The sequence below is a fragment of the Flavobacterium glucosi genome (genome assembly GCF_048286535.1).
Taxonomy (GTDB): domain Bacteria; phylum Bacteroidota; class Bacteroidia; order Flavobacteriales; family Flavobacteriaceae; genus Flavobacterium.
The window spans coordinates 310,401-334,603 of sequence record NZ_JBLVPK010000001.1 but is presented as its reverse complement, the minus strand read 5'-3'; the positions used below and the strand labels follow the sequence as shown (position 1 = coordinate 334,603).

Annotated in this window: 21 protein-coding genes; 17 read left to right on the top strand and 4 right to left on the bottom strand. The window is 33.0% G+C overall.

What is annotated here, in order from left to right:
* The first annotated feature begins 294 nt into the window (after window positions 1-294).
* From ACNQGD_RS01640 to pruA, 3 genes are all read left to right on the top strand, one after another.
* A complete protein-coding gene (locus tag ACNQGD_RS01640) occupies window positions 295-1,560 on the top strand; it encodes a type IX secretion system plug protein (protein WP_417998081.1) in 1,266 nt (421 codons plus the stop codon).
* 81 nt (window positions 1,561-1,641) lie between these two features.
* On the top strand, window positions 1,642-2,028 hold the full coding sequence (gene apaG / locus ACNQGD_RS01635; protein ID WP_091202696.1) for a Co2+/Mg2+ efflux protein ApaG: 387 nt from the start codon (window positions 1,642-1,644) through the stop codon (window positions 2,026-2,028).
* Between the two features lie 293 nt (window positions 2,029-2,321).
* Window positions 2,322-3,947 carry an L-glutamate gamma-semialdehyde dehydrogenase gene (gene pruA, locus ACNQGD_RS01630; protein ID WP_417998080.1) on the top strand — a complete coding sequence of 542 codons (1,626 nt, stop codon included), beginning with the start codon at window positions 2,322-2,324 and terminating at the stop codon, window positions 3,945-3,947.
* 126 nt (window positions 3,948-4,073) lie between these two features.
* Here pruA and ACNQGD_RS01625 read toward each other — a convergent pair whose 3' ends face one another.
* Entirely contained in the window at window positions 4,074-6,476 is a 2,403-nt protein-coding gene (locus ACNQGD_RS01625) for a TonB-dependent receptor (protein ID WP_417998079.1), read from the bottom strand.
* 251 nt (window positions 6,477-6,727) lie between these two features.
* Here ACNQGD_RS01625 and ACNQGD_RS01620 point away from each other — a divergent pair, with 251 nt between their 5' ends.
* Together ACNQGD_RS01620 and ACNQGD_RS01615 are read left to right on the top strand one after the other, a co-directional pair.
* The gene (locus tag ACNQGD_RS01620; RefSeq protein WP_417996003.1) at window positions 6,728-7,753 is read left to right on the top strand and encodes a sensor histidine kinase; all 1,026 of its coding nucleotides are present in this window, start codon (window positions 6,728-6,730) and stop codon (window positions 7,751-7,753) included.
* Window positions 7,750-8,448, top strand: coding sequence for a LytR/AlgR family response regulator transcription factor (locus tag ACNQGD_RS01615; protein WP_417998078.1), 699 nt, complete (start codon window positions 7,750-7,752; stop codon window positions 8,446-8,448). Before ACNQGD_RS01620 ends, ACNQGD_RS01615 begins: the two co-directional genes overlap by 4 nt.
* Window positions 8,449-8,566: 118 nt before the next feature.
* Here ACNQGD_RS01615 and rsmG read toward each other — a convergent pair whose 3' ends face one another.
* On the bottom strand, window positions 8,567-9,196 hold the full coding sequence (gene rsmG, locus ACNQGD_RS01610; RefSeq protein ID WP_417993951.1) for a 16S rRNA (guanine(527)-N(7))-methyltransferase RsmG: 630 nt from the start codon (window positions 9,194-9,196) through the stop codon (window positions 8,567-8,569).
* Window positions 9,197-9,301: 105 nt separating this feature from the next.
* Here rsmG and ACNQGD_RS01605 point away from each other — a divergent pair, with 105 nt between their 5' ends.
* From ACNQGD_RS01605 to purT, 6 genes are all read left to right on the top strand, one after another.
* Window positions 9,302-10,396: a fatty acid desaturase family protein gene (locus ACNQGD_RS01605; RefSeq protein WP_417993952.1), complete on the top strand. Its 1,095-nt coding sequence runs from the start codon at window positions 9,302-9,304 to the stop codon at window positions 10,394-10,396.
* Between the two features lie 99 nt (window positions 10,397-10,495).
* Complete coding sequence (locus ACNQGD_RS01600) at window positions 10,496-11,698, top strand: pyridoxal phosphate-dependent aminotransferase (RefSeq protein WP_417998077.1); 1,203 nt, start codon at window positions 10,496-10,498, stop codon at window positions 11,696-11,698.
* A 482-nt stretch (window positions 11,699-12,180) separates the two neighbouring features.
* The gene (locus ACNQGD_RS01595; RefSeq protein ID WP_417998076.1) at window positions 12,181-13,305 is read left to right on the top strand and encodes a DUF262 domain-containing protein; all 1,125 of its coding nucleotides are present in this window, start codon (window positions 12,181-12,183) and stop codon (window positions 13,303-13,305) included.
* Window positions 13,302-14,426 carry an AAA family ATPase gene (locus tag ACNQGD_RS01590; RefSeq protein ID WP_417998075.1) on the top strand — a complete coding sequence of 375 codons (1,125 nt, stop codon included), beginning with the start codon at window positions 13,302-13,304 and terminating at the stop codon, window positions 14,424-14,426. Before ACNQGD_RS01595 ends, ACNQGD_RS01590 begins: the two co-directional genes overlap by 4 nt.
* A gap of 2 nt (window positions 14,427-14,428) precedes the next feature.
* Entirely contained in the window at window positions 14,429-15,376 is a 948-nt protein-coding gene (locus ACNQGD_RS01585; RefSeq protein WP_417998074.1) for a hypothetical protein, read from the top strand.
* Between the two features lie 9 nt (window positions 15,377-15,385).
* A complete protein-coding gene (gene purT / locus ACNQGD_RS01580) occupies window positions 15,386-16,576 on the top strand; it encodes a formate-dependent phosphoribosylglycinamide formyltransferase (RefSeq protein ID WP_417998073.1) in 1,191 nt (396 codons plus the stop codon).
* A 105-nt stretch (window positions 16,577-16,681) separates the two neighbouring features.
* Here purT and ACNQGD_RS01575 read toward each other — a convergent pair whose 3' ends face one another.
* Window positions 16,682-17,545: an AraC family transcriptional regulator gene (locus ACNQGD_RS01575; RefSeq protein WP_417998072.1), complete on the bottom strand. Its 864-nt coding sequence runs from the start codon at window positions 17,543-17,545 to the stop codon at window positions 16,682-16,684.
* Between the two features lie 92 nt (window positions 17,546-17,637).
* On the opposite strand from ACNQGD_RS01575, the gene ACNQGD_RS01570 reads away from it, so the two are divergent.
* Window positions 17,638-18,000 (top strand): DUF983 domain-containing protein, encoded by a 363-nt coding sequence (locus tag ACNQGD_RS01570; RefSeq protein WP_417998071.1) that lies wholly within the window; start codon window positions 17,638-17,640, stop codon window positions 17,998-18,000.
* 38 nt (window positions 18,001-18,038) lie between these two features.
* Window positions 18,039-18,356, top strand: coding sequence for a DUF6370 family protein (locus ACNQGD_RS01565; protein WP_417998070.1), 318 nt, complete (start codon window positions 18,039-18,041; stop codon window positions 18,354-18,356).
* Between the two features lie 40 nt (window positions 18,357-18,396).
* Here the strand turns inward: ACNQGD_RS01565 and ACNQGD_RS01560 are convergent, their stop codons facing one another.
* Window positions 18,397-20,040, bottom strand: a complete 1,644-nt coding sequence (locus ACNQGD_RS01560; RefSeq protein ID WP_417998069.1) for a hypothetical protein — start codon at window positions 20,038-20,040, stop codon at window positions 18,397-18,399.
* Window positions 20,041-20,269: 229 nt separating this feature from the next.
* Here ACNQGD_RS01560 and ACNQGD_RS01555 point away from each other — a divergent pair, with 229 nt between their 5' ends.
* The 4 genes from ACNQGD_RS01555 to ACNQGD_RS01540 all read left to right on the top strand — a co-directional run bounded on the left by ACNQGD_RS01555 (window position 20,270) and on the right by ACNQGD_RS01540 (window position 24,115).
* Window positions 20,270-20,944, top strand: coding sequence for a response regulator transcription factor (locus ACNQGD_RS01555; protein WP_417995993.1), 675 nt, complete (start codon window positions 20,270-20,272; stop codon window positions 20,942-20,944).
* A 3-nt stretch (window positions 20,945-20,947) separates the two neighbouring features.
* Window positions 20,948-22,336 carry a HAMP domain-containing sensor histidine kinase gene (locus tag ACNQGD_RS01550; RefSeq protein WP_417995992.1) on the top strand — a complete coding sequence of 463 codons (1,389 nt, stop codon included), beginning with the start codon at window positions 20,948-20,950 and terminating at the stop codon, window positions 22,334-22,336.
* 80 nt (window positions 22,337-22,416) lie between these two features.
* Complete coding sequence (locus tag ACNQGD_RS01545; protein WP_417998068.1) at window positions 22,417-23,124, top strand: hypothetical protein; 708 nt, start codon at window positions 22,417-22,419, stop codon at window positions 23,122-23,124.
* 40 nt (window positions 23,125-23,164) lie between these two features.
* A complete protein-coding gene (locus tag ACNQGD_RS01540) occupies window positions 23,165-24,115 on the top strand; it encodes a bestrophin family protein (protein WP_417998067.1) in 951 nt (316 codons plus the stop codon).
* Window positions 24,116-24,203: the final 88 nt, after the last annotated feature.

Genomic DNA, 24,203 nt, shown 5'->3' with positions numbered 1-24,203 from the left:
TTCAGCGCTATTTCCATTGCTGTACGATCTAGTGAAATTAGACCACCAATATCTGTTTTCCTTACTGTCTTTTCTGAAATCAGCTAATTCACATGATTCCAAATACTAAATTGGTGATTTTTTTCATAGGGTTAGATATATTTGAAATAAAATAATAAGATAAATCTTAACTTTTAAAAATACTATATTTTAATCAACAGAAATTACATACAAAAATATTTACTCTTAGAATTACATTATTGGATAAAAACAGGGAGTATTCCTTATATTTACAAAATCTTTAAGCGCTGCAAAATGACAAAACCCTTTTTAAAAATAGCCCTCTTTTTTCTTTTTGTATTTACAGCTAGTTCTTCCTCTGCACAAGCAGAAAAAGAAGTAGCTGCGCCTTACAATATCAAAACGATTTCTTTTTTACAAAGTGATCGAAATGTACTTCCAATTTTTAAATTTGGAGAAGGATTTCACTTGCAGTTTGATGACCTTTTTGGCAATGAAGCCAATTATTATTATGAAATAATCCACTGCGATTACAACTGGGTTCCTTCTGGAATTCCAAAAAATGAATATTTACAAGGTTTTGACAACCAAAGAATTCAGGATTATACTAATTCCTTCAATACATTACAAATCTATTCGCACTACAAATTATCAATTCCCAATCAGTTTACACAGCAGTTGCGAATCAGCGGCAATTATATCATTAAAGTTTTAGACGAAAATAAAGAAGTGGTCTTTTCCAGAAAATTCATTTTATGTGAAGATCTTGTTACGGTTCCAATGCAGATAAAACGAGCACGAACCGTGAGCAACATAGAACTGAAACACAATTTAGAATTCACTGTAAAATCAAGCGTAATTACATTTCAAAATCCTAAGAAAAACGTTAAAGTTGTTTTGCTGCAAAACGGACAATTTAACACTGCCATAAAAAATGTGGTCCCACAATTCACTATTGGAAATGACTTGATTTACAAATATGACCCAGAAACACAATTTTGGGCAGGAAATGAGTTTTTGTTTTTTGAAAATAAAGACATCAGATCAGCAGGTAACAATATTGCTCGTGTAGATTCTAATACGCCAATTTACGGTTCTTATTTGTACACGAATGCTGCACGAACAAATTTTCCTTATTCGTTTACTCAAGATGTTAATGGCGATTTTGTTGTAAATAACATAAATGCTACTAATCCAGAAATCGAAGCCGATTATGTTTGGGTTTATTTCAGCCTTTCTGCCCCTACTTTTAGATTGAAAAAGAATATTTATGTTGGCGGAATGTTCAATAATTACAACCTGACTCCAGAATACAAAATGGAGTACAATTCCCAAAAAGAAGTTTACGAGAAAGCAATTTTAGTCAAACAGGGATTTACAAACTATCAATACATTGTTGCTGATGACAAAGGAATTATTGATTATGAAAATGCAGTTGACGGGAATTTTTATCAAACCGAAAATGATTACACCGTACTCGTTTATTACAGAGAAAATACAGATCGATACGATAGAGTTGTTGGGAAAGGAATAGCAAATTCCTTGAATATTACTAACTAAAAAAACTTTTCAAAATTTGGCAAAACGAGTTCAATTTTTTGTAAATTTGTCAATAATAAACACCTATTCATCCATTTAATCATGGTTTCTCAAATAACAAGAGGCATAAAGATTTCGGTTTTGACTAGTTTTGAAGGAACCTACTTCAAAAACTACAAGATTCACTTTGCATTTAGTTATGTGATCACAATTGAAAATCACAGTAAAGATTCTGTTCAGTTGATTTCCCGTCATTGGGAAATTTTTGATTCCTTAAATGAAATCGAAATTGTTGATGGCGAAGGTGTAATTGGAAAAAAACCCGTTTTAAAACCTGGTGAATTACATACCTACAGTTCTGGCTGTTTACTTTCTTCGCCTTATGGTGCCATGAAAGGGTATTTCAACATGATCAACTTCACCTCTACAAAGAACTTCAAAGTTATCGTACCTACTTTTAGGTTGTGTGCGCCTTTTGCTTTGAATTAGAATTTATCGCTATTTTTTTGGTAGCTCCTCCAGCTATTTATTTCAAGTTTTCGTCGCCTCATTTATTTTTTTCTAAGTAAAATAAGGAGCTTCTAAAGTCGCTCTTATTTCACAAGAAAAAATATAATGAGACTACAAAAAGCTTTCCATTTCTATCTGGGCTAAAACACTACAATCTATATTATCACTTTTAGTTTACAGCAAAAAATGTCTTTTTTCAAACAATCCTTCGTACTTTTGTGCAATATTTAAAAACACACTACAAGGATTTCTAATTTTATAACTTTATAAATATGTTAAAAGGATTTTTTCATGTACCAAAAGCGGTGAACGAACCAGTAAAAGGATATGCGCCAAATTCACCAGAAAAAGCAGCTGTTCAAGCCGCTTACACAAAAATGTGGAGCTCTAAAATCGATGTACCTTTATACATTGGAAACGAAGAAATTAGAACTGGCAACACTAAAAATATGACCGCTCCTCACGATCACAAACATATCGTAGGAACGTATCATCTTGCTGAGAAAGCACATGTTGAAAAAGCAATTGCAAATGCATTAGAATCAAGAACTGCATGGGCAAATATGGCTTGGGAACAAAGAGCCGCTATTTTCCTAAAAGCAGCTGAATTGATTGCAGGACCTTACAGAGCAAGAATAAATGCCGCAACAATGATTGCGCAGTCTAAAAATATCCATCAAGCCGAAATTGATGCTTCTTGTGAATTTATCGATTTTTTACGTTTCAACGTAGAATTTATGACTCAAATTTACGGCGATCAGCCTAATTCAAATTCGGATATGTGGAACCGATTAGAATACAGACCACTGGAAGGTTTTGTATATGCTATCACTCCTTTTAACTTCACTGCCATTGCGGGAAATCTTCCTGCAAGTGCTGCCATGATGGGGAATGTAGTGATTTGGAAACCAAGCGACAGCCAAGTTTTCTCTGCACAAATTATTATTGAAGTATTTAAAGAAGCGGGTGTTCCTGATGGCGTTATCAACGTTGTTTTTGGAGACGCTTTGATGATTACCGATACTGTTTTGGCAAGTCGTGATTTTGCCGGAATCCATTTTACAGGTTCAACACATGTATTCAAAGATATTTGGGCAAAAATTGGAACGAATATTCACCATTACAAAACGTACCCGAGAATTGTAGGAGAAACCGGAGGAAAAGATTTTATTATCGCGCATCCAAGTGCAAATCCGAAGCAAGTTGCAACAGGAATTGTTCGTGGTGCTTTTGAGTTTCAAGGTCAAAAATGTTCTGCAGCTTCTAGATCGTATGTTCCAAGAAGTTTGTGGCCAGCGGTAAAAGAACAACTAATCACTGATACAAAATCCATGAAAATGGGTTCGCCAGAAGATTTTGGTAACTTTATCACTGCGGTAATTCACGAAGGATCTTTTGATAAATTGGCCAGTTTTATTGACCAAGCTAAAAAAGATACAGATGCCGAAATTATCGTTGGAGGAAATTACGACAAATCAGTTGGTTATTTTATTGAACCAACGATTATTGTTACGACAAATCCACGTTATTCAACAATGGAAACCGAATTATTCGGACCTGTAATGACGATTTTCGTTTACGAAGACGACAAATGGGAAGAAACATTGGAATTAGTTGATACCACTTCCGAATATGCCTTAACGGGTGCAGTTTTCAGTCAAGATCGTTATGCTATTGAACAAGCGACTACCAAATTGCAAAATGCTGCGGGTAACTTCTATATCAATGACAAACCAACCGGAGCCGTTGTAGGAATGCAACCTTTTGGTGGTGCAAGAGCATCCGGAACCAATGACAAAGCAGGTTCAGCATTGAACTTATTGCGTTGGGCTTCCCCAAGAACGATCAAAGAAACTTTTGTTACTCCAGAGAACTACAGGTATCCATTTTTAGGATAATTTATTTCGAGGAACCATACAATCTCATTTTAGATATTTAAAAACCCAATAATTCAAATTATTGGGTTTTGTTTTTAGAATTCTTTCCAAGTTTGCCATGAATGCCAAGTTTACAGCGTATCAAAATTAATTTCCCGTTCTAATTCTTTCTTCCTGATTACCTGTTTCTCTCTGAATTCCTCTAATTTTTTTATTCCCAAACCTATATGAAAGAGAAAGTTGAAAAGATTGTCTGTCAAAATAGTATCTACTTTCTTGATAAATAGTATTAACCGTAGAGTTCAAATATTGGATTTCGTTTCTGAATATATCATCCCCTTTTAAGGAAATTTTCAAATCTCTATTCAGTAAAAGATACTGAACAGCAAGAGAAAAAGAACTCATCGATTTATTATTATAAATACCATCAATTCCAGAGAAACTATACCAATAACTTAAATTAAAAAGTAGCGTTTTATTTGAATTTAAAATAAAATCATTATTAGTCGACACCCTTGAATTAAAACCCTTTTGTTCTTTCACTGTAGTAGCTATACTTGACTTAGAAACAGCATAATTAACATCAATTGAATTATTACTTGTCCACCATTTAAATTTATCAAACACATAATTTTGCGCTATTCCAAAGCGTTGTGTGTTGACATAATTCACAATTGTGGACCGAATAATATTTGTATTAAGATCTGGTATCGCAATAGGACTAAATAAATTCTTTTCATTACTAAAGTAGAATTTACTTTCTAATTTTTTATAAGTAAAAGTGAACTCAATATTGTCAATAAACGCAGGTTGTAAGAAAGGATTACCTTCCATAGTTTGAAAAATATTAGTGTACCAAATATTAGGATTTAAATCACTAAATCTAGGTCTGTCAATTCTTTTACTGTAACCAAAGGTAAATGTAGAATTATCGTTAGGCACATAGGAAAAATATGCTGTTGGGAAAAATTTCACATAATTATCTTTGACTAATAAATTTACACTTTGTGTGAAGGATTTGGTTTGAGTAGATTCCATTCTTAATCCTAATTGTGATTCCCAATAATCACTAAATTTTTTATTCACCGAAATATAAACCGCTTGGACGTTTTCAGTATATTCAAATTCATTCTGTACTAAAGGCATATCTGAAACTGGAGCATCTACAAGGCCACTATTGAAAGCTAAAATATCATTATTCGTTTTTGAATTTGATACTTTACCCCCAAAATTAAATGTTGCCCATATTAAAGGATAATCAACGTCTAATTTACCTGATACATTTGTGATATCTTGATTATTACTATTTATTCCTCCAAAATACTCACTTGAATATGGGTTTTCAATAATAGAAATACCCTTGTATTTTCTAGTATCTATATTATTAAAATTAAAATAATCAAAATTTAAAACGACTCTTTTCCCAATCGTGTCTATTTTGAATTCATTATAAAGATTTGCTGATTTAATGTTTGGTGAACGCACAGTTTTTCCATTAGATTTTAAACTTCGAATAATATCACCTCTAGTATAATCATGAACAGTCGTAGTCGGACTGTCTGTTCCTGTAGGTTTGTTTATGTTAATTAAAATTTGACTCCCAACAGTCCATCTTGATGAAACTTGATAATCAATACCAAATTTTACATTTACTCTACTATAATCAACTTTAATTGGTGAATTAGAGCGCCATAAGCCATCTGAAAAATAAGAATAATCATCACGATTAATATACTGGGTTCCATTCTTATAATTTCCTAAAGCAGAAACACTTAGCCTGTCCTTATTATAATTAAAATTCGCCATTAATGAACCATCTCTATATTTCCTTTGAAGATAGGTAGCACCAATTAAGGCATTCCATGAATCTTTCTTAGCCTTTTTTAGTATTATGTTTACTAACCCACTATTGCCTGCGGCTTCATATTTCGCGGGAGGATTTGTAATTACTTCAACACTTTTGATAGCATCAGACGGAATTGATTTTAGATAGTTGGCTAAATCTTCCCCTGAAAGCATTACTATTTTTTCATCAATCATAACGGCAAAAGTACTTTTGCCAATCATAGAAATAATATCATTTTGAACCCGTATTCCTGGAGTCGCTTTAAGTGCTTCAAATGCATCACCTCCAGCGGTATTTATCGAATTTTCAACATTAAAAACCAATCTATCAACTTTTCGCTCTATCAGTTTCTTTCTCCCTCCAACTATAACAGATTCTAATTGGACTATATCATCAACTGTTAGATTACCTATATCCAAATCTGAATTCAATTCAATACTTCTTGATATGACAATTTTTTTTGCCTGTCGAACTTGTAATTTATACTTGCCAAATTCTGATTGCAATAAAAAATTTCCTTTTTCATCTGTAAGCTCACTTTTAATAGCTGTAGAATCTAAAGCTATTAATATAATTTCAGCAAAAGGAACGGCATTGTCCCCTTTTGTGACAACTCTTCCAGTAATTTTTCCATTATTTTTAACCTGAGCAGATAATGTTGCACTTAACAGTATAAACAACATCAAAAAATATCTTAGTTTCATATTTACTTTTTTGAGCTAAAATAGTACAGTCACATTGCCATTAATTTAGCTCGCAATCAAAAACACTCTTTTAGCATTCGAATAACATCAAATAAGCCAATGTTGCATTCGTGGGCTAAAAGCTTATTTTCAGAAGCGAGATACGATTATTCATCGCAACTAATCAAGCCTACTTTTAAATTTCACTATCTTGCTCTCAATTAAAATACAGTATGATTTTTTTAAAAAACGTTGATCTAAAAAGAGTCCTAATGCATAGTATGTATTGGTTCTCCTTCTTATTATTATACATCTCAAGCAAACCTGAAAATACCAGTTATTATGATTTTACTTTTATTTATACTTGGAAAACTTTAGCTCAAGCTACGGCTGGTTATGGATTAATTTATTGGATTATCCCTGAAACACTTAATAAAAAGAAACATTTACTTTTTTTGCTTTTTACTACAAGCTGGATCTATCTGGTTTATGCCATTTTAATGACTTTCAAATATTATTATCTAGAGCCAAAATTTCCTAATTTCTTTAACGATTGGCTTGGACATAAAATGTCTATACCGGAAAGACTAATCTCTTTTAAATTGATATTCAGAGAATTATCTTTTATTACATACCCCATTATTATCTTAGGATTTATAAGCTTTAACCGCAAGCAACAACGACTTTTAAAACTTGAAGAAGAAAAAAAATCAATGGAATTGAAAGTTTTAAAAAATCAACTGAATCCTCATTTTCTTTTCAATACCTTAAATAATTTATACACTTTAACGCTTAAAAAAGATGATAAAGCACCCGAAGTAATTGCTAAATTATCTGAAATTTTAGATTTCGTACTCTATCGTTGCAACGAAGATTTTGTTGCAATTGAAAAAGAAATCACCCTAATTGAAAATTATATTGCATTAGAAAAATTGCGCTACAACGAAAACCGATTAGATATTTCCTTCACCAAAGACATTCAGGAAAGTAACAAAATCTCGCCTTTGATAATATTGACTTTTATAGAAAACGCCTTTAAACATGGCGTAATTAATGAAACTGAAAAAGCAACAATCAAGTTAAATTTAGAAAGCAAAAAAGAATTAATCATCTTTATGATTGAAAATACAAAACCTCAAAATGACTTTACAGCAATTTCAGATAAATCAAAAATTGGATTAGAAAATGTTCGAAAACAATTGGATCTATTATATCCTAAAAAGCATCAATTAGAAATTGTTGAAAATCAAAAAAGGTTCTTAGTAAAGCTAACGCTGACTGTTCAAAATTTAATATGAAATACAAATGCATTATCGTTGACGACGAGCCTTTGGCGAGAGAGTTGATTACTTCTCATTTAGCACATTTCGAAAGTTTCGAACTAATTAATTCTTTCGAAAACGCTCTAAAAGCATATACTTTTTTGGAAAGTAATGACGTTGATTTGATTTTTTTAGATATCGAAATGCCTTTATTAAAAGGAAATGATTTTTTAAAGAAGCTAAAAAATCCTCCAACAGTAGTTTTCACAACCGCCTATAGAGAATATGCTTTAGAAGGCTATGAACTTAATGTCGTTGATTACCTTTTAAAGCCCATTACTTTTGACCGTTTTTTTGTTTCAATAGAAAAATTTAAGCAATTACAAACTCCCAAAAAACAAGAAGAAAAAGTTACCGAAAAACATATTTTTGTTTCAAGTGGAATTAAAAACATCAAAATTGTTTTTGATGAAATTTTATACATCGAAAGTCTAAAAGATTACATAACCATTCATCTTGAAAATAAAATATCTTACCATCTTAAATTCAATATTTCTTCTTTTGAAAAACTATTAAATCAAGATTTTGTTCGCATTCATCGCTCCTTTATTATTAACGTTAAAAAATTAAGAGCGTATACAAAAAATGAAATAGAGATTGATTCCATTGAAATTCCTATTGGTAATAGTTACAAAGAAAATTGGCAGAATTATTTAAGGCTTCAAAAATAATACCCACAAGATTCAAAATAAGTTGATTCTTGTGGGTAATATTTTTATTGTCATTGTGAGGAACAAAGCAATCTCATAACCAGAGTAACAAATGCGATTGCTTCGTTCCTCGCAATGACTACATTTGAAATTTCAACGGCACATGCACTACTTTCTTAGTTTCAAAAAATTCATCTTCAAAGAAATCCGCAAGATTGTATTCCGTGGCTTTTGGAAAATCTTTTAATTCTTCGGTTAAATCGCCTCCTTTTAAATAGAGAATTCCGTTTTTCAATTCGTGTTTGTTGTTCTTTTTGATTTTGGTTTTCACCCAAGAAACAAAATCTGGCATATTCGTAACGGCGCGACTCACGATAAAGTCAAAATCTCCTTTTACATTTTCAGCACGCATTTGCTCGGCTTTCACGTTTTTTAGTTCCAAACCTTCGGCAACAGCCTGAACCACTTTTATTTTCTTGGCAATAATATCAATCAAATAAAAACGCGTTTCCGGAAAAAGAATCGCCAATGGAATTCCAGGAAATCCTCCTCCAGTGCCTACATCCAGAACATACGTTCCTGGTTCAAATTTTATAATTTTGGCTATTCCCAACGAATGTAAAATATGTTTGGTATACAAAGCATCAATATCTTTTCTCGAAATAACATTGATTTTTTCATTCCAATCATGGTATAAAAAATCCAGTTTTTCGAACTGTCCTTTCTGAATATCGGTTAAATTAGGAAAATACTTAAGAATCTCGTCCATCTATTAATTTTTTAACAAAAGTAATACTTTAGAGTTAAAATATTTATCTCAATTTTGTATATCCAAAAATTTATAATAATTACCTTTGAACTTTATTAAAAATATATGAATAATAATGCTCCAACATTTGCTAAGCAAGATAGCCTAAAGTTTTTTAGAACACTTAACTCACGGGTTAACAATTACTTCAAAGAAAACAACATCCAAAAGACAGGCAATTGGAAACTATATTTGAAAACTATAATTCTGTTTTCTGTTTTTCTTGCGCCGTATTTTTTAATTCTGACACTTGGGATGCCGTTTTGGGCTCATCTTCTATTAACAATAGTAATGGGAATTGGAATGGCCGGTGTAGGAATGAATGTGATGCACGATGGAAATCACGGGTCGTATTCTAACAAAACATGGGTCAACAAATTCATGGGTGGAACTATTTATGTTTTGGCAGGAAATGTATACAACTGGCAAGTGCAACATAATGTACTACACCATACCTATACGAACATTCCGGGTCACGACGAGGATTTAGATGCCGGACGAGTAATTCGCTTTACAAAAGATGCCAAATGGTATAACTTTCACCGTTTTCAGCAATATTATTCGGTATTCCTATACGGATTATTAACCTTCAACTGGGCTATCACAACTGACTTCAAACAGATGAGAAGTTACTTGAAAAGAAAATTATCATACGGCGAAGCAAAAAGCCCAAAAACACTCTGGACTACTTTAATCATCACGAAAGTAATTTACGTTTCTATCTGGATCGTGTTACCAATCGTTATTGGAATCACTTGGTGGAAAGTATTAATTGGTTTCTTCGTGATGCATTACACAGCAGGTTTAATTCTAAGTGTTGTGTTCCAATTAGCACACGTTGTTGAAGAAACAACTAATCCATCTCCAAATGAATTAGGGGAAATGGATAATACTTGGGCTATTCACCAATTATTTACCACTACGAATTTTGCACCAAAAAACAAAATCGTAAACTGGTACACCGGCGGATTGAATCACCAAATTGAACACCACATTTTTCCAAATATCAGTCACGTACATTATGGTAAAATTGCAAAAATCGTAAAAGAAACGGCACAAGAATGCAACTTGCCGTATTACGAATACAAAACAATGCGAAGTGCCGTTATTGCACATTTCAAGCATTTGAAAGAGTTAGGAATGAAACCAGAACTTACCTAATCAAATAAAAACACAACGTGTTGTAGAGAAGCACTGCAATGCATCTCTACCAAAACGTTCATCTCTACCTAATTAATAAACTAACTACAACCTATTACAATGAATCCATTATCCGATAGAATTAACAATTTATCTACGTCTCAAACATTAGCAATGGCAGCTCTGGCCAGAGAATTAAAATCACAAGGAAAAGACATCATCAGTTTAAGTTTAGGCGAACCTGATTTTAATACGCCAGACTTCATAAAAGAAGCAGCTAAAAAAGGGATTGACGAAAATTATAGCACTTATTCTCCAGTAGAAGGATATGCGGAATTAAAAGAAGCGATCTGTAGAAAATTCAAAAGAGACAATAATTTAGAGTACAAACCCTCTCAAATTGTAGTTTCAACAGGAGCAAAACAATCGTTATACAACATTGCACAAGTAATGCTAAACGATGGTGACGAAGTAATTTTACCGGCTCCTTACTGGGTTTCGTATTTCGAAATCGTAAAATTATCTGGTGGAATTCCTGTAGAAGTTCCAACTTCTGTAGATACTGATTTCAAAATCACACCAGAACAATTAGAAGCAGCTATCACCCCAAAAACAAAAATGATGTGGTTCAGTTCTCCTTGTAACCCAAGTGGATCGGTCTACAACAGAGAAGAATTAACCGCTTTAGCTAAAGTATTGGAGAAATATCCAAACATATATGTTGTTGCTGACGAGATTTACGAGCACATCAATTTCTCAGGAACTTTTTGTAGCATCGCTTCCATCCCGGGAATGTTAGAAAGAACAATTACCGTAAATGGTGTTGCCAAAGCTTTCGCAATGACAGGTTGGAGAATTGGATACATTGGCGCACCAGAATTCATCGCCAAAGCATGTACAAAAATTCAAGGCCAAGTAACAAGTGGTGCTAACAGTATTGCACAACGTGCTACCATTACTGCAGTAGATGCTGATCCAAGCGTTTTAAAACACATGGTTGATGCTTTCCATAGCCGTAGAGATTTAGTGGTTGGATTATTAAAAGACATTCCAGGCGTGAAAATAAACGTTCCAGAAGGTGCTTTTTATGTATTTCCAGACGTTTCGTCTTTCTTCGGAAAAACATTAAGAGGAACGTTTATAAAGGATGCTAATGATTTCTCTATGTATCTTTTGGGCGAAGCTAATGTAGCAACCGTAACCGGTGATGCTTTTGGAAACCCAGATTGCATCCGTTTTTCTTACGCAACCAGCGAAGAATTATTGAGAGAAGCATTACGCAGAATCAAGGAAGCGGTAACATTAACTGAAGTTCCTGCATAATATAAAAATTTGTTTAAAATTTAAAATAGTTTAAGGTTTAAAGTTTCATCGCTTTATACTTTAAACTATTTTTTTTTGGGCATGCCCCGCTGAAAAAGCGGGTCGGGCTATCCGTTGCAATCTTTTTATTACCTTCGCTATCGCTACGGGAATAAAAAGGATTTCCACTGCTATCCCTCATGCATAAAATCCGTATCACACATTTTTTCACACTAAAAAACAGTGTGTTTATTTTTAAAATATTATCTTGCTACTTTTCAATTCTAACTAAATAAATGAAGTGCTAAAAGAAAAGGAAAATAAAGTAGAAGTGATTAGCTTAAATAATAGACAAAAGCTACAAAATTGTTAGTGATAATGTTCCAAACAGAAAATAACCAAGACTGGAAGTACTGATGGAAATTGCCGAGATTCTCAACATTGATTTGATAATATCAAAACAAAGATAATATTTAAGAAAATTCCTAACTAAAATAAGAAATATGATTGATACTAATGATATGGAGGAATTTGATACTGAGGAAGAAAAAAGTCTATCAGAAGAATTAACTGATATAAATGAACCTTTTGACCCCAAAGACATTGACATTCAAGCTATCCAAACAACAATGGATACAATTATCAAAAGATTAGAACATGATGAAATAGATTTAAACCCGGATTTTCAAAGATCTGCAAATTTATGGAAGCCTCAATATATGAGTAGATTAATCGAATCATTATTGATAAGATTTCCACTACCAGCATTTTATTTTGATGGAACAAATGATGACAAATGGCAAGTTGTAGATGGGCTTCAGCGTCTTTCTACAATAAAAAAATTTGCTGTTGACAAAACTTTAAAATTACAAAAGCTTGAATTCCTTCATCAATTTGAAGGATTATCTTATAACGACTTACCTAGGAACTTACAAAGAAGAATTGATGAGGCTCAAATAACAATGTATTTGATTAAACCAGGGACACCAATCAATGTTAAGTTCAGTTTGTTTTACAGAATTAACACTGGAGGCTTACAGTTAAAACCACAAGAAATTCGTCATGCTCTTAGTCAAGGTATTAATGATGGTCAAGCATCTAAATTTCTAAAAAGAATTACAGAGACTTCATTATTCAAAGAAGTAGGAAGAGTTTCAGGAAAAAGAATGTTAGACAAAGAGTTAGTTTTAAGACATGTAGCACTGAAGAAAACTAATTATTTAGAGTACAAACCACCTATGATTAGCTTTCTAAATAATGCAATGGAAAAACTAGGTAATGAAACTGAAGAGTCTTTAAATATCTTAGAAGATGACATTTTAAGAGCATTTAAATTATCAAAAACCATATTCGGTGATGATGCTTTCCGAAAGTCATTAGTTGAAACAGGAAAACTTAAAGTTATTAACAGAGCCTTATTTGAAGCCGTATCTGTTTTGTTTTCTAAATTAACTGATAAACAAATTAATAATTTATTATCAAATAAAGATCAATTCTTATTTGAATTTAAAGGATTATTTAAAGACATTGATTTTTATGCTTCTATAACATACTCGACTGCTGAATCTACAAGTGTAACAACAAGATTCAATATGATTTCTAAAATCATTAATAAATACTCCAAATGATCACCAATATCTATATTAAGAACTTTAAAATTTTGAATGAAGTTGATATTACATTAAGTAATTTGAATCTAATTTCAGGAAAAAATAGTGTTGGTAAATCTTCCTTAATGCAGGTTTTACTTTTATTAAGACAATCATTTGAAAAAAACACCCTTCTTAATTCCGGCTTATTATTGCAAGGAGATTATGTTAAAATTGGAAAAGGAAAAGACGCTCTTACAAGAGATACTTTAGATGAATTTATTCAATTTGCGATTACATGGGAAGATGAATCATTTCTAAACTTAAAATTTAAATATTCGGCAAATTCAGATTTACAGATTACAAAATCTATTAAACCAAGTTCTTTTAAAGAAAGTGACTTAAATGGCAAAGCATTATTTAATTCGAAATTTACCTATTTATCAGCTGATAGAATTGGTCCACAAACAACATACCCAGTTTCTGATTATCATATAAACACATTAAAGAGTTTAGGGATAAGAGGAGAATTTACTGCTCATTTTTTGGCAGAAAATGAAAACTCTCCAATTGAGCATGATATTTTGCTACATAAAAAAGGAACAACAAATGGCTTACTAAATCAAGTAAGCGCTTGGATGTCTGAAATTTCTAGTGGAATTAAAATTGGAACTAAGGTCATTGAAGAAATAAACAACGTAAGCTTAACTTATGAATTTTTAACAGAAGATGGATACACGGATAAATTCACACCTCAAAACGTTGGTTTTGGATTAACATATGTCTTACCTGTTGTAACTGCTTTGCTATCTGCTAAGAAAGGTGATATTATACTAATAGAAAACCCAGAAGCACACTTACACCCAGCAGGACAATCGGCAATGGGTAAATTAATATCTCTTGTAGCACAATCAGGAGTACAGTTATTTATTGAAACTCATAGTGATCACCTTTTAAATGGCGTTAGAGTTTTGGTTTCTAAAAAAGAAATATCAAAAGAAAACATATCTCTATTATATTTTTCAAAAGATGAAGAACTAAAAAAACATCATGTTCAAATAACAACCCCCTACTTAGATGAAAAAGGGAGAATTGATGAATGGCCTAAAGGTTTTTTTGATGAATGGGACAATCAATTGGATGAACTTTTAGAAGATTAGTTATGGAATATTTTATTCTAAATGAGCATTCTTTACCAATCACTGATACTGATAAAATAGACTCTTGTTTAATTCAATTCTTTGAAATATATAAATTAGCCACAAAAAAAAATTTCAAACAAATAAGAGTTTCTAATAATATTGATTCCTCTTGGTATGAGCTTTCTATTAGTGAGCACAAATCTTTAAGAGAATGGGTAAAAGAACAAACTTCAGATTATTCAAGTAGATTGAAATCTTTGATAAGTTCTACACAATGTCCAATATATTCAACATCTCAATTTAAAGAACAATTCAGATCCGATCTTTCCGAATTTAAATATAAAGGACTTAGTGTACCAAATTTAGGAGCAACATTTTTACTTCAACAATTATCATTTAGTTTTGACTCTTCTGAGATTTGGAACTATTCAATTTTAACGGTAAAGCACCTTGAATTGACAGAACAAGAATTGATAATTGATACAGAAGTTGATGTCAAAAATGTAACTAATCAAATTCAATGGAATGAGCATTATAAAATTATAGAGTCGTTGCAAATCGAAATAATTAGCAAAAGCAAAGAAATAATAAGAACGCTCAATATTCATTTTCCAAACATTAAGTTTACCAATTCAGCTGTAAAGCAACTCAATAATAATCAATTTACACCTACTTTCTTTAATGAGATTTGGAGCGCTTTAAAAGACCTAAATGATGCAATAGTAAATTTAACTACTGATTTAAATTGCGAAACTGTTAAGACAAAATCATCTCTTAATATTTCAGATGAAAGTGACACAGTCAAACAAAATCCTAAACTAAACCGACATCGATTATTTATGTATAATGATCAGCAACATTTTTTCGGATATCATATTAAAAACTTTAGAAATAATGAAAGAATACATTTTATTGTTTCTGAAAATAAAATAATAGTGGGCTACATTGGCAAGCACTTGCCTTTGTAGAAATTCATTATGGCTAACAGCATTTTAACTCCAATAAAAATGAAAATACTACTTCTCGGCTCAGGCGAATTAGGAAAAGAATTTGCAATCGCAGCACAACGCATCGGACAAATTGTAATCGCGGTTGACAGTTACGAAAATGCACCCGCCATGCAAGTTGCCCATGATTTTGAAGTCATCAATATGCTCGACGGAGAAGCCCTAGACCGAATCGTCGCCAAACATAAACCTGATTTTATCGTTCCTGAAATCGAAGCCATCAGAACCGAGCGTTTTTATGACTACGAAAAGCAAGGCATCACGGTAGTCCCTTCTGCAAAAGCGGCAAATTTCACGATGAACAGAAAAGCTATCCGAGATTTGGCATCCAAAGAATTAGGTTTAAAAACTGCCAACTACCGCTACGCAACCACTGCCGAGGAATTGCAAAAAGGTGTTGAAGCCGTTGGAATGCCCTGCGTGGTAAAACCCTTAATGTCTTCGTCAGGAAAAGGTCAATCCACCATAAAAACCGAAGCTGATATCGAAAAAGCATGGAAGTATGCCGTGGAAGGTTCCCGTGGCGATGTGGTAGAAGTAATTGTGGAAGCTTTTGTCAAATTCAATTCAGAGATTACTTTATTGACTGTTGTCCAAAATAATAATCCGACACTTTTTTGCGCGCCAATTGGTCACAGGCAAGAGCGTGGCGATTATCAGGAAAGCTGGCAACCCGCCAGAATTTCCGATAAGGATTTATACGAAGCCCAAGACATGTCCGAAAAAGTAACCGAAGCGTTGGGTGGCGCAGGACTTTTTGGAGTCGAATTTTTCTTGGCTAATGACGGCGTTTATTTCTCGGAATTATCACCTCGTCCACATGATACCGGAATGGTAACTCTAGCCGGAACCCAAAACTTCAACGAATTCGAATTGCATTTAAGAGCCATTTTGAGTTTGCCAATTTTCGAAATTACTTTAGAAAAAGCGGGTGCGAGTGCCGTTATTTTAGCTTCGGAACACTCAACAAATCCAACGTATTCCGGCATCGATAAAATTGCTGCTTTACCAAAAACTGATTTCAGGATTTTTGGTAAACCAACGTCAAGACCGTATAGAAGAATGGGCGTGGCTTTAGTCAACGACAGTTTAGAAACTCCAATTGAAGAAGTGGTAGAAAAAGCAAAAAAAGCAGCAAGTTTGGTTACCGTGCATTCGTAATATAATATCGATAGTATTGTCAAGTCGAGCGCAGTCGAGACTCAACGGTTAGTCTCGACTGCGCTCGACTTGACAACCCCTTAAAGGAAACGACATTGATCCCCATTACTTTTTAAAAATGCGAAAGTTCGTCGGAGTCATTCGGGTATTTTTTTTGAATAATCGTGTAAAATACGAATAATCATCAAACCCTAATTCCGCTGCAATTTCATTAACGGTAAACTTTTTATCCATCAGCATGCGTTTCGCCTCGAGTATGATTCTATCTGTAATTACTTCGGTGGTGGTTTTTTGCAACATTTCATTGCAAATCCTGTTCAAGTGTTTTAAAGTAATAGCAAGTTGCGAAGCATAGAAAGAAGGTGCTTTTTCTTTTTTAAAATTATTTTCTAAAACCAATTCAAACGTTTTGATTTTCACATTATACGAATGCGCTTCGTGTAGATGTGTTTCACTATATTTTCTGGCAATTTCAATGTGAATGAGGTCTAACAGATTCATGATTTTATCTTGTTTCAACAGCTGATTTGTCTGAGTTTCTAAAATTAAACTCTCAAAATAAGGGAGAATCCCTTTCGACTCGGCTACATCAAAAACCATTTCAGGCTTATTATCCACCGAAGAATAAAAAGGATAATCACCAATGGTTTTTTGTCCAAAATAAAGATTATACATTTCCTGCGAATAGAAAATCACAAAACCTTCCACATCATCGGATAAATTCCAATTGTGCATTTGTCCGGGTTGCAAGAAAAACATACTTCCCGACTGAATCGTAAATACATCAAAATCGATTTCATGAGTTCCAGATCCTTTGGTAAAAAAAACCAGAACGTACGAACTATGGCGGTGCGGTTCCTCAACAAAACTATGGTCGATTAAATGGTTTTTGAAAGTATTAATATACAAATCACTATTGACTGAATTACAGTTAAACCTCTGGATGTTATAAATAGGATATTTTTTCATCTCGCTCTAAATGTCTTTATTGTGCTATAATAAGCGAATATAGAAAACATCTATGACATGAATAAGAAATACCTTTGATAAAAATGATAACGATGTCAAATTCTATTGTACACATCCTGAATAATGATTGCCCTCATTGTCTTAAAGGCAAAGTTTTCAATGAAAAAAGTATATTTTTTAATTTTGGATTTCCCAAAATGAACGAATATTGTTCTCATTGCAATTATAAATTCGAAAAAGAACCTGGTTACTTTTTTGGAGCCATGTATGTCAATTATGGTTTAACGGTAGCCCAAGGAATTGCGACCTATGTTATTGCCCAATTCTTCTTTACCGAAACTTTCGATTTAAGAATTATTCCAATTATTGCGGTGGTGATTATCGCCATGGCTTCTATTAATATTCGCCTTTCCCGATTATTGTGGATTTATATGTTTAAAAATTATTCGTTGTAAAAAACCTGTATCTTAGCTAAAGTAAAATTTAATCCTTTATGAAAAAGATACTATACTTAGCTATTTTGTTCTCGGCAACACTTGCTAGCGCTCAGGATAAAAAAGAAGAACCAAAACCTCAAATTGTTGAAGCTTCATGCGGACAGTGCCAGTTTGGAATGGAAGGTCACGGTTGTGAATTAGCCGTTCGCATTGATGGAAAATCCTATTTTGTTGACGGAAGTTCTATCGACTCGCATGGAGATGCGCATGCCAGTGATGGCTTTTGTGCTGCTATTAGAAATGCGGAAGTCGTTGGTAAAGTGGTTGACAATAAATTCAAAGTCACCTCATTCAAATTACTGCCAAAAAAATAAAATAAAGGGCTTAAAGAAAATTCTTTAAGCCCTTTATTAATTATTTCGATTTCATACTCGTTTTCAAATTGATATTCTCAAAACTCGAAATATCAATTACTTCTTCTAAATCTATATCGAAAGAGATTGTTACGCTGTCACCCACCATTGTCACCGGCAATTGATTGGATATTTGTGAAGAACCCACAAAAATATTAGGATAATCTTTCACCTTAAAATAATAAAAGCTGTTTCCGTTTTTCACATCATTCTGGATTCGGGTTACCACAGATTTCAGCGATTTTTTATTGGAAACACTGTTCGGATTTATTTTATTATCCGCCATATTATAGACGTTTTTAAACGAAGTCAAGGTTTCTCGCATCGTATTACCCACGCCCACTATGGTATAATCTGAGATAGCGACCATCGCAAACATTTTAACCAATCCACCGTCATCTTTAAGCGTCATTACATAGGTGGGAATGTTATTGATATTATACGGAATAGGCAACGAAGCCTTATAGCCTTTTTCCTGAACTTTTCCCTGTGCTGAGCTTTGAGCAGCAAATTCTGTTGCGCCACCTTGCTTATAAAAGGTTGTTTCTTTGGTTCTGGTATCGACCAATACAAAACCAACAGCCGATTCTTCTTTCCCCACCGAAGTCAATCCCGTATACCAATAGGATTTATTGTCTTTCCCGTATACCAATGTCAATCCTTCAGTGATTTTAAGTTTATCCTGATTAGAAAAATTCCAATACCCGTGAACATATTCTCCCCAATCGTTCAGCTGATCTTCTATGAAATCCAAAGGCTGAATTCGATCTACCCATTTTGGTGTTTCAGCAATTGAATATTCCTTTATTGCCCCAGATTGCGCATCAACCACAATTACACCTGTTGCTTCTTTTCCGGAGAAACCAATTTTTTTCACATATTTAGTGACAATCCAAAACGGATTTCCAGCATCATCAATTTCAAAACTAAAATCAGCCAGACCAACAGTAGCATTTCCATTGCAATAAACATGTCTGTGAATGTCACTTTGAAAATAAGCACCCTGCTGGTACTTAATTTTAATTTCCTTCCCTGATACACTCTGAACCAGTTTCACATCACGTTCATTGGTTGCAGAAACCATCACATATCCCGCAGTTCCCTCTTGGTTGTTAAACCATTTTAAAAAACCTGAATGCAGTAATGGTGCAACCCAGTACAAGTTGTTATTTACTTTTTGGATACAAAATTCCCCTAATTCTACTTGGCTTCCCAAAGCTGGTTGTGAACCTAAAATTTTCTCTCCCAAAAGATGGGCCAGTTCCTCATCAACCACACGGATTTTATCAATAGAAATGGGAGCAATATGATTGGTTATTTTTTGACCGTTTTTAACCTCGCCTATTAATTTTTGATACGAATCACTTCTGAACATTTTCAAGCTTGTTACAAAAGGAAGCGCAATACAATACACTAAAAGTATTCCTGCCAGAATATACAAAACCGTATTGGGTCTGGAAACAATCTTGACTTGCTTGGTTTGCTGAGAAACTGTCAATCCTAGAGAAAACACTGTTCCAAGAATAACCAATAACAACAATATGATCGCAAAACCCGTAAATCCATAATTAATTACTGGCAGGTTGATGTAAAAAAGCAAAAAACCAAAAAGGAGTAAGAAAACAATGGAGACTATTTTTTTCATAAAGCTGTTATTTTTTATACTTCATTAGTAACCAAAAAAGAAAAAATGTTACAAAACAAAATCGCAATAAATTAATAATGAACCTGAAAAATTGTCCCCTCATTTAGATATAAAAACACACAATAGAACTTGCAACTATCTATAAGATTTTGTTAATATTAGTTTAGCAAAGGTATTTTGAAAAAAAAACAAAAGTTTAATCATTAGATTTGTAGAAATCGTAATGCTAATGAAGTTATTAATCGTTGAAGATGAACCTAATCTTTCGTCAATTATCCGTAAAGGGTTTTCAGAAAAAAATCACGAAGTAAGTATTGCACTTGATGGCACAACAGCACTAGATTTACTCTCAAATCATAATTTTGATGTCGTAATACTGGATGTGATGTTACCTGACATTAATGGTATTGAGATTTGCAGACGTTTGAGAGCCGCTAAAAACTTTGTTCCCATTTTGTTATTAACGGCTTTAGGAAGCACTGAAAATATAATCAATGGATTGAATTCCGGAGCCGATGATTATTTATTAAAACCCTTTAAATTCCTGGAACTTGACGCAAGAGTCAATGCACTTTCCAGAAGAGCCGGTCAAGTACAGAAGCCAAATGAAATCATCACTATTGCTGATCTTCAAATTAATTCTAAAACAAAATCGGTAACCCGAAATGGCGACACCATTGTATTAACAGCCAAAGAATTTAAACTTTTATATTATCTGGCCATCAACTGTGAAACTATTTTATCCCGTGAACAACTTTTAGACAATGTTTGGGACATTAATTTTGACATGAATACAAATGTAATTGATGTCTACATTAACTATTTGAGAAAAAAAATTGACAAACCGTATGACACTAAATTAATTCACACCATGAAAGGCTTGGGTTATATACTGAAACCATAAAAAATGCAGATTAAGAAAAAAATTACCTTTACCTATATTGCGCTTTCAACCCTCAGTACACTTTTATTGAGTTTAGTGGTTTTCTTTCTGTTTAAACAAAACAACCAATATCATTTTTTAAAAAGATTACAAGATCGAGCCAAAATTGCCGCATCGATTCATTATCAAAATGATCCTGTAAAAACCCGCTATTTCAAAGAGTTTAAAGCAAATGGACTTGAAGAACTGATTGATGAACAAGATTTTGTTCTTAAAGTCAGTGGAAAAAACACATTTGAATACAACACCAATCTTAGTTTACCGGCTGATTTCTATACAAAAGTGATGGCCAATGGTTCTAATTGGATTGAAAACAGTAACCGCTATTTTTATGCTCAGACTTTTACGGAATCCAATCAAAAATATATTGTAATCATAACTGCAATAGACCGAAGAGGAAATGTCAGCAGTATTTATATTATTCAAATTCTATTTTTTGGAGGATTGGCTTTTATACTATTGGCTTATTTTCTTGGTAGATTTCTAGCAAGAAGAGTTATAAATCCAGTGGCCAGAATTACATACGAAGTAAAAAGAATAAGCGCATCAAACCTGCACAATAGACTTCCCGAAAGCAAAAGCACCGATGAAATTGGTGATTTGATAAAGACATTTAACAATATGCTGGACCGACTGGAAACCTCATTTGAAATCCAAGCTAATTTTATCAATAATGCTTCACATGAACTAAAAACGCCGGTAACAACTATAATAGCCGAAGCCGAGATCATGCTCTTAAAAGAAAGAAGCGTTCCGGAATATATTTCTTCTTTAGAAAACATTCACAGTCAGGCCTCACGACTGGGAGATCTTACGGAAAGTCTTTTGAAACTGACACAAACCGGTTATGACGGAAAAAAACAATTATTAGATGTTGTAAGAATTGATGAGCTTCTAATGGATGTAAAATCGGATATTGATAAAATCTATCCTAATAACAGAGTAAGAATAAAAATTAATAAAATCCCAAAAGATCCGAATTTATTAGAAATTCCGTGTAACAAATCCTTATTAGAACTTTCATTGAATAACATTATCGCCAATGGCGTGAAATATTCTGACAACGAGACTGTCTTTGTTACTCTATCGGCAAACGATTCAACCATTAAAATTTCAATTACCGATATTGGCATTGGCATTCCGGCAGAAGATATTCCGCATCTTTACGAGCCGTTTTTTCGAGGCAAAAAAGCATCAAAATACAATGGTTATGGATTAGGGCTACCGCTTGCCATGAAAATAATCCGGATGCATAATGGAGAACTTCAAATACTATCTGAGCCGGACAAAGGCACTATTGTAAATATTACTTTCAATACAGCCAATATTAGAAATTCTAATGTGAATTCTTAGGATATTCTAATTTTAATTTAAGGTTCTTGTAACCTTGGTGCTGTTATTTTGTATGTATAAAGAAATCAAATCTAGTACATATGAAAAATATACTAATCCCTACGACATTACAAAGTGACACAATCAATGCGATAAAAATTGCCATAAAATCATCTAACGGCAAGCCATCCCAGCTTATATTAATGCTACTTGCAGATATTCCTGATACGTTTTCTTCTGCCAGTTTATTACGAAACATCAATGAAAATTTAAGTGCTATGCAAGAAAATGTCTTGCTAATGTGCCGACAAATTATTTTGGAATCTAAAAATTGTACCTTAAAAATTCACCATCAATACGGTATTGCTTCTCCCGTTTTTAAAAATCTAATGGAGCATTTTGACATTGGATTAACAATTATCATTCCTTCTTTTAAATCTTCAAAAAAAAGAATCAATTCCTTTTGTGTCCAAATTATTTCTAATAGCAAATGCCCAATTCTTCACACAAACGCAAACTTTGGAGAAGAAATATTCAGCCAGGCGTTGTATATAAAAAATTCAGATTCAAGGCTCCATGCAGAAGATTTACAAGCTTATGTAAATACCCTTTTTTCTTTGAAAATTGTAAGCGAGACCAAAACAACCGAAAGCGAACTTTTTTTAACCGATACGATATCAAAAAACAACATAAACATTTTGATTGAAACTCGAAAACCTAAGAAATTAAAATTACTACGGAAAGAAAAAACAGCACTTAACGAAATGTTAGGCTTACCTGTACTTTCGTTATATGAGGAGATTTCTTAAAAAAAATCAAATAATTTTTCAAACTTTTAATATAAAGTATATGTTACTAAAAAAGAAAATTCCCATGAAATATGTGCTGGGTAAAATAAAAATAGAATTGACATTAGTCATTTTGTTTTGCTTTGCATTTCAAATTTTTCATTATTGCTTCGAAACTATAGCGATCAACATTCCTATAGCAATTCCTACTATAATTGGCACTATTATTTCATTATTATTGGCCTTTAAATCCAACCAAGCGTATGACCGTTGGTGGGAAGCAAGAATAATATGGGGCGCAATTGTAAATGATTCCAGAACGTTATTGCGCCAAATTATTGTTTTTTATAATGATTCTGATTTTTCAATAGAAGCAAACGATTTCAAAGAAAAGTTTGCAATAAGACAAGCCGCATGGTGCTACAGTCTTGGACAAGCACTTCGAGAAAAAGATCCTATTAAACCAATAAGAGATTTACTAAACGAAGAGGACTTACGCTTTGTAAAGAAACACAAACATGTGCCAAATGCCATTTTAATGTTACACGCCAAAGATTTAAAAAAAGCCCTTAATGCGGATAAAATTAATGTTTACCAACAAGTAGAAATCGACAATACATTAACGCGACTGTGTGATTCAATGGGTAAATGTGAACGTATAAAAAACACCATTTTTCCAACAACCTATAGCATGTACATTAGATTTGCGCTGTGTTTGTTTATAATCCTATTGCCTTTTGGATTAATTAATATTATTGGCTGGCTTCAAATTCCATTGGTGACAACCATTGCAGCTGCTTTTTTCTTAATCGAAAAAATGGCTATTCACTTACAGGATCCATTTGAAAACAGACCTACAGATACTCCTGTAAGTGCCATTTCAAATGCAATTGAAAAAAACCTCATGCAAATGGTGAACGAATATCGAGATGAATTTGATGGAGAAATACCTGTTTATGAAGCAAAAGCACATCATGTACAACCTTTAAACAATACTTATTTCGTTCTTTAGTTTTTGATTTTGGCGAAAATCCACTCATTAATTTGAGTGGATTTTTTTTTGGATTGAATGTACAATTCTGTAAAGAGAATGCTTTTTT